Raw genomic sequence first — 12,707 nt, 5'->3', positions numbered from 1 at the left:
ATTATTGCATCAACTCAATTGGCAATCAATCACTAAATCTAAGTTTAACTATAAATAATTCAATTCAATTTTTTCGATGAATTTTAATCAGTTTTAATCTTAATAACCACGATATAATAGAGAATAAAATTATTTAATTTACATTGAATTTTATACTAAAACGTATACTTTACCTGAAACTTTTTGGATAAGATTAGCACTTTTTAGTGCTAATCAAACTAGCAAAACTATTTAGCAGCAACGACTTCTATTTCAACTTTTGCATCTTTAGGAATACGAGCAACTTGTACACAAGAACGTGCGGTGAATCCAGCATTATTTTCTATAAAAAATGCTTCATATACCGCATTAACAGCGGCGAAATCATTCATATCAGCTAAAAAAATGGTTGTTTTTACTATATTACTTACTTGATAACCGGCCGATGTGATGATTGCTTTAACATTAGCTAAACTTTGCTTTGCTTGCTCTTTAACGCAAGTTGACATTTCGCCACTTTCAGGGATTATGGGAATTTGTCCTGACACAAATAGCATATTGCCTAAATCGACTGCCTGAACATAAGGGCCGATTGCTGCTGGGGCGTTTTCGGTTTGAATCACTTTCGCCATTTTCAATTTTCTCCTTTTGTATTTCTTCTATTTTTTCATTACTTTTAATAAGTAATTTACCTTTGTTAATTTTTTTCATTTCAACAGGAAGATAATTTAGTGTCAAGTCAATACACAATGATGATCATGGGACTTCTTAAAATTTTCTGATATGATAATCAAAATTTTTTTATTTATTGAGAGTTAATATGTTTGAGAATTTAACCGACCGTTTATCGCAGACATTTCGCAATATCAGTGGTCGAGGACGACTGTCTGAAGATAATATTAAAGAAGCACTGCGTGATGTACGAATGGCTCTACTTGAAGCCGATGTTGCGTTACCTGTTGTTCGTGAATTTATTAATCAAGTTAAAGAAAAGGCTGTAGGTTTAGATGTCAATAAAAGCCTAACACCAGGCCAAGAGTTTATTAAAATTGTTCAAGCTGAATTGACCACAGCAATGGGAGAAGTCAACAGTTCACTTAACCTTGCAACACAGCCACCAGCAGTAATTTTAATGGCTGGTTTACAAGGTGCAGGTAAAACCACCAGTGTTGCCAAACTGGCCAAATTCTTAAAGGAAAAACAGAAGAAAAAAGTACTGGTTGTATCAGCCGATGTTTATCGACCAGCGGCAATTAAACAGTTAGAAACACTTGCTAAAGCCATTAATGTAGAATTTTTTCCATCCGATATTAATGAAAAACCAATTAATATTGTAAATAAAGCCATTTCACATGCTAAATTGCAATTTTTTGATGTACTTATTGTCGATACCGCAGGTCGTTTACATATCGATAATGACATGATGGACGAAATCAAGGCTCTTCATCAAGCTATAAACCCAATTGAAACCCTATTTGTTGTAGATGCTATGACGGGTCAAGATGCGGCCAATACTGCGAAAGCATTTAATGATGCATTACCGCTTACTGGTATAATTTTAACTAAAATTGATGGTGATGCTCGTGGTGGTGCTGCACTTTCTATTCGCAAGATTACTGGCAAATCAATTAAATTTTTAGGAATGGGTGAGAAGACTGATGCTTTAGAACCATTCTATCCTGATCGTATTGCTTCTCGTATTTTAGGTATGGGTGATGTGATTTCGTTAATTGAGGAATTACAGAGTAATGTCGATCGTGAGAAAGCAGAAAAAATCGCCAAAAAATTAAAAAAAGGAGATAAATTCGATTTTAATGATTTTCAAGATCAGCTTAAACAGATGCGCAATATGGGTGGTATGGGCGCAATGCTGGCAAAATTACCTGGTATTGGTCAACTGCCTGATCATATCAAAGCACAAATGGATGATAAAATAACTATCAAAATGGAAGCAATTATCGGCTCAATGACACTCAAAGAGCGCGCAAATCCAGAAATCATTAAAGGTTCACGCAAGCGTCGAATTGCGATGGGATCAGGAACCCAAGTGCAAGATGTGAATAAACTCTTAAAACAGTTTGACGATATGCAAAGAATGATGAAAAAAATGAAAGGTGGTGGCATGATGAAGATGATGCGCCAAATGAAAGGTTTAATGGGTGGCGGAATGGGATTCCCTCCTCGTTAAATCTGTGCTTGATTTCTTATTTTTTGAATTATCATAGCTGAACGTTAGATAACGACTCTCAAAATTATCGCGCTTAAAACTGCGCGATAATTTTTTTAGTGACCGGACTTAATCGATTTAATCTTTATCGGACGATTCATCGTTAATACAGTTCCTATCGATGAAACAATAATAAACGCGATGGCTAACCACTGATACCCTGATAATTGTTCATTCAACACAATTAAACCTGAAAGTGCAGCAAATACAGGCGATAAACTCATTAAAGTACTAAACGTTTTAGCTGGCAATTTTGGAAGAGCAACCATATCTAATCCATAAGGAATAGCCGATGCTAATAACGAAACGATAAATACCAGAGGTAGTAAATCTAACGAAAACATAGCACTACCACTTTGCCATACACCAATAGGAAATAAGAAGAACGAAGCAATTACCGACCCAATAGCGACACTTGAAGATCCATAAATAGCGCCTGCTTTACGACCAAATAAAATATAGCATGCCCAAAAACTGCCTGCCAACAAAGCAAATACAATACCCAACGGATCTAAACTCCCTGATACTTGATGAATAGGCAATAACATAGCCAAACCAATGACAGCAATACCTAGCCAAATAAAATCAAACAGTTGGCGCGATGAACACATCGCCACCATTATTGGACCGGTCAATTCAATGGCAACAGCAATACCTAAAGGAACCCTAGCGATAGCACTATAAAAAGCCAAATTCATACAACCAATTGAAATACCGTATAAAAATATGAATTTTAATGCCTGTTTAGGTATTGATTTTCGCCATGGTTTAAAAATAATGATTAAAATTATAGCCGAAAAACACAATCGCCAAGCGGTCATACCTTCAGGTCCTAATACGGGGAAAAGATATTTGGCAATTGATGCACTACCTTGAATGGAGATCATCGAAACAAAAATCAAAAAAACAGGCCAAGATCTTTTAAACATAAATAAATACCTTATTTTAAGATACTGAACTTACTGTCTACTTAATTAAAGCCAAAAGTTTAAGGTAAACGATACGTTTAAGTATAAAATAGACGCCGAAATTACTAAATTAACGATTAATTAATTTTCCCTTTTTACTGATAATAAGGCTAAATCTTGTAAAGCTTGTTTATAAGGTGAATCAGGCAAAATAGCAATAGCATCGTATGCTTTACGAGCTTCTGTTTGAGCAGTTTGAAAAGTAAAATCAAACGAACCACATTCATCCATAATGTGTAAAATGCGATCCAATAAATGCCGACCATTACCTTGTTCTATAGCTCGACGAATCAATGCGGCATCCTCAGATTTTTTAGTGTTATGCATAGCGTGCAGGAGCGGTAATGTTGGCTTGCCTTCATTAAGGTCATCTCCTAAATTTTTTCCTAATTTTTGATTATTATCAGCATTATAATCCAATAGGTCATCAATAATTTGAAAGGCTGTACCTAAATATTTACCATATTCTTGTAGGGCAAACTCCTGTTGTTCATTTGCACCAGCTAACACCGCAGCAGAATGCGAAGTTGCTTCAAATAGGCGTGCTGTTTTACGATAAATAACTTCTAAATATTGTTCTTCAGTAATATCAGGATCATTACAATTAATTAATTGCTGTACTTCTCCTTCAGCAATAACATTGGTTGCTGCCGACATGATCGTCAAAACCTTAAACGATTCTGTACGAACCATCATTTGAAAAGAACGAGTATAAATATAATCACCCACTAATACGCTAGCAGCATTGCCAAACAAAGCATTTGCAGTCGATTTACCACGTCTTAAATCAGATTCGTCTACCACATCATCATGCAATAAGGTAGCGGTATGAATAAATTCAATAAAAGCAGCAGTAATAATATGCTTGTCACCTTGATAATTAAGCGCTTTAGCAATTAATAAAGCAATAACCGGACGAATACGCTTTCCCCCACTGCTAATAATATAATTGCCCAACTGGTTAATCAAAGCCACATCTGAACTGAGTTCAGCTTGTATGGCTTGATTTACTTTAACTAAATCATCTTTTACCAGATCAAGTATTTGATTCATTGATGGATTATTCATCAGCCTAACCGCTAGAAATAATAGATATTAATCTTACTATTATCTGATAAATATTTTTATGCAACAAGAGTTGTATATGATATTTTAAAAAAAACTACAAATGATAAGCATTTTCATTTAAAATACTTACCTTAGATTAGGAATGTTTATTAGTATGAAAATTAATTTTGATATAGATATCAGTGATGAAAAGATCCCTCAATCCATTGCTAAAAAAAAGCGAAGAGGTGATTGTTTATATGCATCTTTTTCTATGTTGTCACATTTTTGTTTACTTGCTTTATTATTTTGTCCTACGCTTTTTGCAGAAAATATTATTGTAGATGAGGGTGATAATTCAATTAAAGCTATCATGGTTGATCTTTCTCTGGCTGCGCCAAAACAATCATTAATTGAAAATACGCCTGATATTCAAGGCATTCAAGATAGTGATATTATTGATAACAAACCAATTGAAGAGACACCAATTATTGAACACGAAATAGAAGTAGAAAAACCTGAACCTATCTCAGAAAAAAGACCTGACAAACCCACCGTAATAACTGAAAAAGATATTATTGTAAAACAGAAAGATAAGGTTAAGAAAAAACATCGTCCGATGCAAAAAGCATCACGTCAACAAGTTAGGCAAGAAGTCATTACTGAAAATATCTCAAATACTTCTGTTGCTCCCCAAATATCTGATAGTCGTCAATACTCGGGTAATCCTTCACCAATTAGTCGCAACCAACCTGAATATCCACGCCGAGCACTTGATATGCGATTGGAAGGTTATGTGATAGTACTGTTTGATATAAACAGTAATGGGCGTATTGAAAATATTCGGATTATAGAAACAAAACCCAATAATATTTTTAATCGATCAGTGATTAGTGCAATGAAAATGTGGAAATACCAACCTATTGCAGCGAAAGATCAAAAAATAAAAATTATTTTTAATCGGGATAAATCCATCAGTTTAGACTAGTTATACGGCATGTCGCTTAAGTAAGAATAACAAAGCCATAACCTCTATCTTAAAAGTTATGGCAATAGTGAGCGATACTTTATAAATGATTTAACATCAATTTTTCAATTTGTTTAGGTTCTTTGGGAACATCCGCGGTTAAAACTTCATTACCAGATTCGGTAATTAAAATATTATCTTCAATACGAATGCCAATACCTTTATAATGATCTGGTACATTGGCATCTTTATTAATATACAGTCCAGGTTCGACAGTTAATACCATTCCAGGTTCAAGAATTTGATCCCTTCCACTACCAACATCATGAACATCAATTCCAAGCCAGTGCCCTAAACCATGCATATAAAATTCCATATAAGCTTTGTTGGCAATTAAATTGTCTATATCACCTTGCATAATACCTAATTTGACTAAACCTATTACCATTGTTCGTATGACTTTGTCATTAACATTTTTAATGGATGTACCAGGTTTAAGAAGATGAATTGCTTGATATTGAGAAGCCAAAACAATATCATAAATTTCACGCTGTGCTTGGCTAAATTTGCCATTAATTGGAAATGTTCGAGTAATATCTCCTGCGTAGTATTGATATTCACAACCCGCATCAATCAAGACCATATCACCGTCTTTTAATTGCTTATTGTTATTATCATAATGCAAAATACAACCATTATTACCACTACCTATAATGGTGTTGTAAGATGGGAAGCGCGCACCATGCCAAGCAAATTCATGGTGAATTTCTGCTTCCAATTGATATTCAAACATAGAAGGCTTACATATTTGCATCGCTTTAACGTGCGCTTTAGCACTAATTTTACATGCCTTACGTAATAGTTGCATCTCAAAATCCGACTTAAACATCCGCATCTCATGAACTATTGGTCGCCAATCAATGATTGAGCTTGGTGCAACTAAATTTAATCTCATCCCTTGTCTTAAAGTAACCTGTGCTTGGTTGACAATTTGATCAGCATACTGATAAAGTTGATCAGCATGATAAATTGCGATTTTACCATTTAATAAATTGGGTAATATGGCATCAATTTCATCAAAAAGATAAGATTCATCAACTAAAACCGTTTTCAATGCAGCTTGCTGACCTAAACGATATCCTGTCCATGTCTCTGCCAAAGGATCTTTTTTTCGATTGAATAACACATACCGAGCAGTATTATCTTGTTGTTTAATCACTGCCAACACTGCCTCTGGCTCAGCAAAGAAGGTAAAATACCAAAAATCACTATTTTGTCGATATGGATAATGAGTATCATTGCTGCGTGTTACTTCAGGAGCAGCAAAAAAAAGAGCTACACTATTAGGCATCATTTTCGCAAGCAATTTTTCACGACGCAAAATCATTTCTGTTTTAATATCTTTTTTCATCATGACGACCTTAATTAAGATTACTTACTATGAGTTAATCTTAATGAATTGTTGGTGTTATTTCAGTTTCATTGAATTCATCAAAACATAACATTGATGTTATACGCACATATTCTTTGATTTCTTCAAACGCAAACTCAAGCTCTTGTTGATCTTCTTGTTCATCATAGCCCAATTTAACAATTTGACGTAGATCATATATCGCTTCTCCTACATCTCCTTTGATTCGATTAATTTTGGGTTGTACTAACCCTATACCAAGCAAAAAATGATTTACCCAACCAACTAAATCATCAATTTGTGCGTACAAATCTTTTTCACTGATAAATAATTGAAATTCAAAATCTTCATCCAAAAGTTGTTGCTTAGTTAACTGATAAAGTTTGGTAATTTGTTCATTCAAAGGTGCAACAATAGTTTGACCATTATTTAACATATCTTCAACTAAAGGACGCCAGCTCTCATCATGGTTTCCTCCAGCTAAAATACCTACGATAAAACCATGTAACTCAGCAGCAGTGATCCCTAATTTACATTGGACTAATTGACGATTAAATTCGTCATAATTAATAGTTTCCGTCATTACTCCACCTTGATGTTGTCATATCACAAAAAATGCATCTCTGCACTTTCCCCAATTTTAGTATATAATTCTAAACTCGCTATAAATAATAAACAGGTTACTGAGCTTTATAAAGGAATTATTTTGAACTTATTAAGATTAATCGTGAAATTGCCTCTGCTACTATCTTTTTATGCAATTTTAGCTATATCATTAACCTCTTGTGGTACATTAATTTCAAATAATGGTGTGATCATCCTTAATATGCAAGATAAGTTACACACTTATGTAACCAGCCAAAATTTACCTGTAGCGTATAAATTAGGTGATGGTGAGCAAGAACTGCAACGATTCGAAACATTCTGTCATGAAGAAATTAGAGCTTCACAACTTGACGGTAGTGAAGAAGTCGTTTTTGAGAATATCAAACATGGTATCCATGGGCAGGTGGAATTTAAAAATTGTAGTGATAAAATCACTCGAATTTACCGATACTGATAAAATCTAGCTATCTTTATAAATTATGGCTAATAATATTTAATGAATGTCAAAGATCTATGAAATCTTACTAGCCTTTCATGCAGTTTTTATTTATATTGGTCGCTGAAAAGAAAATATTTTTAGGAGCAAAAATAATATGTATAAACAAGATGTAACAATTACTGCATCAAATGGTCTTCATACTCGTCCTGCGGCGCAATTTGTCAAGGAAGCCAAAAATTTCAATGCAGAAATTACCGTTACTTCAAATGGTAAAAGTGCAAGTGCAAAAAGCTTATTTAAATTACAAACTTTAGGTTTAACACAAGGAACAACGATTACTATTTCAGCTGAAGGCGAAGATGAAAAAGAAGCAGTACAACATCTTGTAAAACTAATTCCAGAATTAGAATAATAACTCCAAATTAGCTATGAACAGTTTTAAAATTGAATAAGGACTAAATTTATGGTATCAGGTATACTTGTTTCCCCCGGTATCGCTTTTGCAAAAGCGCTATTATTAAAAGAAGAGCCTATTGTTATTAGTAATAGACAAATTCTTGATAACAAAATTGACGCTGAAATTGAACGTTTCAAAGAAGCTCGAGAAAAATCAAGTGAGCAATTACATGTAATCATGGAACGAGCAAAATCTACATTAGGTGAAGATAAAGCAGCAATTTTTGAAGGTCATATTATGCTTCTTGAAGATGAAGATCTTGAACAAGAAGTTATTTCACGTATTCAAACTAAACATTCTACCGCTGATGCCGCAGTTCAATCTGTTTTTGAAACTCAAGCTAAAGAACTCGAAAATTTAGATGATGAATATTTAAAAGAGCGTGCAGCAGATATTCGCGATATCGGCAAACGCTTACTTAAAAATATTTTAGGTATTGAAATTGTTGATTTGAGTGCTATTAACCAACCATGTATTTTAGTAGCAACAGATTTAACACCATCTGAAACCGCTCAGTTGAATTTAGACATGGTATTAGGTTTTATTACTGACGCAGGTGGGCGAACATCACATACGTCAATTATGGCTCGTTCATTAGAAATTCCTGCTATTGTGGGTACGTCTAATGCAACCCAAGAAATCAAACAAGGTGATTTTGTTATTTTGGATGCAATTAATAATGCTATCTATATCAATCCAGATCACACTACTCAAGAAAAATTAAAGCAGGTCCAAGCAAAATTTATTACCGATAAAGAAGAACTTGCAAAATTAAAAGACTTACCAGCTGTAACACTTGATGGACACCAAGTCGAAATTTGCGGCAATATTGGTACAGTGCGTGATATTGCTGGCGCAGAACGCAATGGTTATGAGGGTGTTGGTTTATATCGTACAGAATTTTTATTCATGGATCGAGAAGCTTATCCTAATGAGGAAGAACAATTCAAAGCATATAAAGAAGTGGCTGAATCGACGAATGGTTTATCAGTGATTGTACGCACGATGGATATTGGTGGTGATAAAGATGTACCTTATATGCATTTACCAAAAGAAGAGAATCCATTTTTAGGCTGGCGTGCAATTCGTATTTGTTTAGATCGTAAAGAAGTACTGCACGCTCAATTACGTGCAATCTTGCGTGCATCTGCATTCGGAAAATTACGTATTATGTTCCCAATGATTATTTCAGTGGAAGAAATTCGTATATTAAAATCTGAAATTAATATTCTTAAAGAACAATTAACGACCGAAGGAAAAGCATTCGATAAAAATATCGAAATTGGTGTAATGATTGAAACCCCAGCAGCAGCAGTGATTGCACATCATTTAGCCAAAGAAGTAGATTTCTTTAGTATCGGTACTAATGACTTAACACAATATACACTTGCTGTTGACCGTGGTAATGAATTGATTTCTCATCTTTACAATCCATTATCACCTTCTGTATTAACATTGATTAAAAATGTTATTGATGCTTCGCACAAAGAAGGTAAATGGACTGGAATGTGTGGTGAACTTGCTGGTGACGAACGGGCAACAATTTTATTATTAGGTATGGGCCTTGATGAATTTAGTATGAGTGCTGTATCAATTCCAAAAATTAAGAAATTGATTCGCAATACTAATTATGAAGAGGCGAAAAAGTTTGCTGATACAGCTCTACAAAAAGCAACAGCTAAAGAAATTATTGACTTAATTGAAAATTATACCGCTGAAAAGCAAATTTGTTAGGAGACAATGATGGGTCTATTCGATAAAATTAAGCAATTAGTATCCGATGATAATAAAAATAGCATCGAAATTATTGCACCTTTAAGTGGCGAAATTGTCAAAATCGAAGATGTACCAGATGTGGTTTTTGCTGAAAAAATCGTTGGTGACGGTGTTGCAATTAAGCCCTCTGGTAATAAAATTGTTGCACCTTTAAATGGTAAAATTGGTAAAATTTTCGAAACCAATCATGCTTTTGCAATTGAATCAGATGAAGGTATTGAGCTTTTTGTTCACTTTGGTATTGACACAGTAGAATTAAAAGGTGAAGGCTTTAAGCGAATTGCTGAAGAAGGTCAACAAGTAAAAGTAGGCGATACTATTATTGAAATCGATCTGCCATTACTTGAGAGTAAAGCTAAATCAGTGTTAACACCAGTAGTTATTTCTAATATGGAAACAGTATTAGAATTAACAAAACTTTCTGGATCGGTTGAAGCAGGTAAAACGCCAATAATGCGAGTAAAAAAATAATCTTTTTATTTAATTTACTTAAAAAAACCTTCAGTTTAAACTGAAGGTTTTTTATAAACATGTTTAATTTCTTAAACTTCTTAACGCCACTTTTTATATTGGTTAATTAAGTTATTGGTAGACTCATCATGAGAATTAACTGGCTTATCATCCGATAATTCGGGTAAAATACGTCCTGCTAACTGTTTACCAAGTTCTACACCCCATTGATCAAAACTAAAAATATTAAGAATAATACCTTGAGTAAAGATCTTATGTTCATACATAGCGACTAATGCACCAAGTGTATAAGGTGTTATTTTCTTCACTAAGATTGAATTAGTTGGTTTATTACCCTCAAAAACTTTAAATGGTACTATAGACTTAACTTCATCAAGTGTTTTACCTGCTGCAATAAATTCTTGCTCAACTTGCTGTGCAGTTTTACCAAATGCTAAAGCTTCTGTCTGTGCAAAAAAGTTTGATAACAATTTCGGGTGGTGATCACTTACTGGGTTATGGCTAATTGCTGGTGCAATAAAGTCACATGGAATTAATTTAGTACCCTGATGAATTAATTGATAAAATGCGTGTTGACCATTAGTACCAGGTTCCCCCCAAATAATTGGACCAGTTGTATAAGTCGTTTTTTGACCATTGCGATCAACACGCTTACCATTTGATTCCATATTTCCTTGTTGGAAATAAGCGGCAAAACGGTGCATATATTGATCATACGGTAAAATCGCTTCAGTTTCTGCTCCACAAAAATTGTTGTACCAAAGACCAATTAACGCAAGTAATGCTGGAATATTTTTCTCGATTGACGCGCTCTGGAAATGTTTATCCATAGCATGACCTCCAGCTAAAAACTTTTTAAAATTTTCAAAACCAATTGATAGAACAATTGATAAGCCAATTGCAGACCAAGATGAATAGCGACCACCAACCCAGTCCCAAAATTCAAACATATTGGTGGTATCAATACCAAATTTTTCGACCTCTTTAACATTGGTTGAAAGCGCAACAAAATGTAAAGCAATGGCTTTATCCTCTTTGGCTGCATCCAGTAACCACTTACGAGCAGTCTGCGCATTTGTCATGGTTTCTTGGGTGGTAAACGTTTTAGATGCCACTAAAAATAAAGTGGTTTCAGGGTTTAGATCTTTAAGCGCTTCTACAATATGAGTACCATCGACATTCGAAACAAAATGCATTGTTAGATGATTTTTATAAGGGCGTAATGCTTCGGTGATCATATGAGGACCAAGATCTGAACCACCAATACCAATATTAACTACGTCCGTAATTGCTTTACCCGTATAACCTTTCCATTCTCCACTAATGATCTTTTTACTAAACGAATCCATTTTAGCAAGTACGGTGTTAACCTCATCCATTACATTCTTACCATCGACATAAATCGGGGTATTTGAAGTATTACGCAACGCAACATGCAATACAGCACGATTTTCTGTACGATTAATTTTTTCACCGCTATACATGGCGTTAATGGCGCCATTTAAATCACATTCATCAGCAAGTTTGTAAAGCAATTCTAAAGTTTCTTGCGTCACTCTATTTTTTGACAAATCAACCAAAAACTCATCTTCAAAAGGAATGCTCAGTTTTTCAACACGCTTAGGTTCATCTTTTAAAATTTGGGCAATGGTTTTTTCATGATGCTTTTCATAACTAGCCTGAAGAGATTGCCAAGAAGAAGTGGTAGTTGGATCAATTGACTTTAACATATCTAATTCCTTAATTAATATAGCACTGCTGCCCATAATATAACTATGCCTAACATGATGCAAGATAAGGATTTTATCTTTTGTTTTTTAAATTGATATCATTTCAATCCCTTTTTTTACTATCTTCAATATATTTTGTCAGATTCTCAAAATCATCAAAGATAATAGGACCAAGATAAGGCACATATTTAGCTAAGTATATTTAAGACACAATTCCTTTTTCTTAAGCCAAAATTGTCACGTTACTAACTCTAAGGGATCTATTTATCTAATTCGTTCCGAGTAAGCGTGCTCTTTTATGCTTATGATGCTTCTACTTATAGACCTTGATAAACGACTTCACTATGAAATATGTAAAGGATTTATCTGTACATTTCTACACTAAATTCTATCCAGTTTTATTTATCAATAAAAAACAGTTCTTATTCACGTATTTCACATATTATTAATTAGTGTGGGATTTTATTTTCTGGTTGTATTGTTAAGTTTATTTCGTGAGATAACCACTTTAAATAAAAGGTAAGTGATTTTTTAGTAATAGCGCTCAATCTATAAGGAGCGCTTTTTTAGAGCTTGGGGAATGATAGTTATATCATAGATTATAGCGATAATATACACATAACTTCTCA

General features: G+C 34.0%; 12 protein-coding genes. 6 read left to right on the top strand and 6 right to left on the bottom strand.

Going from position 1 to position 12,707, the window contains the following annotated elements; all coding sequences use genetic code 11:
* Positions 1-227 precede the first annotated feature (227 nt).
* Complete coding sequence (locus tag J4T76_RS06210; RefSeq protein ID WP_267341238.1) at positions 228-611, bottom strand: Rid family detoxifying hydrolase; 384 nt, start codon at positions 609-611, stop codon at positions 228-230.
* A 188-nt stretch (positions 612-799) separates the two neighbouring features.
* Between J4T76_RS06210 and ffh the strand changes: the two genes are divergently transcribed.
* Positions 800-2,167, top strand: coding sequence for a signal recognition particle protein (gene ffh, locus J4T76_RS06205; RefSeq protein ID WP_267341236.1), 1,368 nt, complete (start codon positions 800-802; stop codon positions 2,165-2,167).
* Between the two features lie 95 nt (positions 2,168-2,262).
* Here ffh and J4T76_RS06200 read toward each other — a convergent pair whose 3' ends face one another.
* Positions 2,263-3,135 (bottom strand): EamA family transporter, encoded by an 873-nt coding sequence (locus tag J4T76_RS06200; protein ID WP_267341235.1) that lies wholly within the window; start codon positions 3,133-3,135, stop codon positions 2,263-2,265.
* Between the two features lie 120 nt (positions 3,136-3,255).
* Positions 3,256-4,242 (bottom strand): octaprenyl diphosphate synthase, encoded by a 987-nt coding sequence (gene ispB, locus J4T76_RS06195; protein WP_267341234.1) that lies wholly within the window; start codon positions 4,240-4,242, stop codon positions 3,256-3,258.
* Positions 4,243-4,396: 154 nt separating this feature from the next.
* Here ispB and J4T76_RS06190 point away from each other — a divergent pair, with 154 nt between their 5' ends.
* Positions 4,397-5,209, top strand: a complete 813-nt coding sequence (locus tag J4T76_RS06190; RefSeq protein WP_267341233.1) for a TonB family protein — start codon at positions 4,397-4,399, stop codon at positions 5,207-5,209.
* A 79-nt stretch (positions 5,210-5,288) separates the two neighbouring features.
* On the opposite strand, the gene pepP is transcribed toward J4T76_RS06190, so the two are convergent.
* Both pepP and J4T76_RS06180 read right to left on the bottom strand, forming a co-directional pair.
* The gene (pepP, locus tag J4T76_RS06185) at positions 5,289-6,599 is read right to left on the bottom strand and encodes a Xaa-Pro aminopeptidase (protein ID WP_267346003.1); all 1,311 of its coding nucleotides are present in this window, start codon (positions 6,597-6,599) and stop codon (positions 5,289-5,291) included.
* A 40-nt stretch (positions 6,600-6,639) separates the two neighbouring features.
* A complete protein-coding gene (locus J4T76_RS06180; protein ID WP_267341230.1) occupies positions 6,640-7,182 on the bottom strand; it encodes a UPF0149 family protein in 543 nt (180 codons plus the stop codon).
* Between the two features lie 123 nt (positions 7,183-7,305).
* On the opposite strand from J4T76_RS06180, the gene J4T76_RS06175 reads away from it, so the two are divergent.
* From J4T76_RS06175 to crr, 4 genes are all read left to right on the top strand, one after another.
* Positions 7,306-7,659: a hypothetical protein gene (locus J4T76_RS06175; RefSeq protein WP_267341229.1), complete on the top strand. Its 354-nt coding sequence runs from the start codon at positions 7,306-7,308 to the stop codon at positions 7,657-7,659.
* A gap of 139 nt (positions 7,660-7,798) precedes the next feature.
* A complete protein-coding gene (ptsH, locus tag J4T76_RS06170) occupies positions 7,799-8,056 on the top strand; it encodes a phosphocarrier protein Hpr (protein WP_025316545.1) in 258 nt (85 codons plus the stop codon).
* Between the two features lie 51 nt (positions 8,057-8,107).
* Complete coding sequence (gene ptsI, locus J4T76_RS06165; protein ID WP_267341227.1) at positions 8,108-9,835, top strand: phosphoenolpyruvate-protein phosphotransferase PtsI; 1,728 nt, start codon at positions 8,108-8,110, stop codon at positions 9,833-9,835.
* A gap of 9 nt (positions 9,836-9,844) precedes the next feature.
* Positions 9,845-10,348: a PTS glucose transporter subunit IIA gene (gene crr, locus J4T76_RS06160; protein ID WP_267341225.1), complete on the top strand. Its 504-nt coding sequence runs from the start codon at positions 9,845-9,847 to the stop codon at positions 10,346-10,348.
* 80 nt (positions 10,349-10,428) lie between these two features.
* On the opposite strand, the gene pgi is transcribed toward crr, so the two are convergent.
* The gene (gene pgi / locus J4T76_RS06155; RefSeq protein ID WP_267341223.1) at positions 10,429-12,078 is read right to left on the bottom strand and encodes a glucose-6-phosphate isomerase; all 1,650 of its coding nucleotides are present in this window, start codon (positions 12,076-12,078) and stop codon (positions 10,429-10,431) included.
* Positions 12,079-12,707: the final 629 nt, after the last annotated feature.

The organism is Gilliamella sp. B3022 (assembly GCF_028751545.1).
Taxonomy (GTDB): domain Bacteria; phylum Pseudomonadota; class Gammaproteobacteria; order Enterobacterales; family Orbaceae; genus Gilliamella.
The sequence above is the reverse complement of the archived record's forward strand: the minus strand, read 5'-3'. Positions and strand labels throughout refer to the sequence as shown.

Bases quoted from the DNA above. Each gene is read 5' to 3' on its own strand.
- J4T76_RS06210 (WP_267341238.1), bottom strand. From the start codon at position 611: ATGGCGAAAGTGATTCAAACCGAAAACGCCCCAGCAGCAATCGGCCCT.
- ffh (WP_267341236.1), top strand. From the start codon at position 800: ATGTTTGAGAATTTAACCGACCGTTTATCGCAGACATTTCGCAATATC.
- J4T76_RS06200 (WP_267341235.1), bottom strand. From the start codon at position 3,135: ATGTTTAAAAGATCTTGGCCTGTTTTTTTGATTTTTGTTTCGATGATC.
- ispB (WP_267341234.1), bottom strand. From the start codon at position 4,242: ATGAATAATCCATCAATGAATCAAATACTTGATCTGGTAAAAGATGAT.
- J4T76_RS06190 (WP_267341233.1), top strand. From the start codon at position 4,397: ATGAAAATTAATTTTGATATAGATATCAGTGATGAAAAGATCCCTCAA.
- pepP (WP_267346003.1), bottom strand. From the start codon at position 6,599: ATGAAAAAAGATATTAAAACAGAAATGATTTTGCGTCGTGAAAAATTG.
- J4T76_RS06180 (WP_267341230.1), bottom strand. From the start codon at position 7,182: ATGACGGAAACTATTAATTATGACGAATTTAATCGTCAATTAGTCCAA.
- ptsH (WP_025316545.1), top strand. From the start codon at position 7,799: ATGTATAAACAAGATGTAACAATTACTGCATCAAATGGTCTTCATACT.
- ptsI (WP_267341227.1), top strand. From the start codon at position 8,108: ATGGTATCAGGTATACTTGTTTCCCCCGGTATCGCTTTTGCAAAAGCG.
- crr (WP_267341225.1), top strand. From the start codon at position 9,845: ATGGGTCTATTCGATAAAATTAAGCAATTAGTATCCGATGATAATAAA.
- pgi (WP_267341223.1), bottom strand. From the start codon at position 12,078: ATGTTAAAGTCAATTGATCCAACTACCACTTCTTCTTGGCAATCTCTT.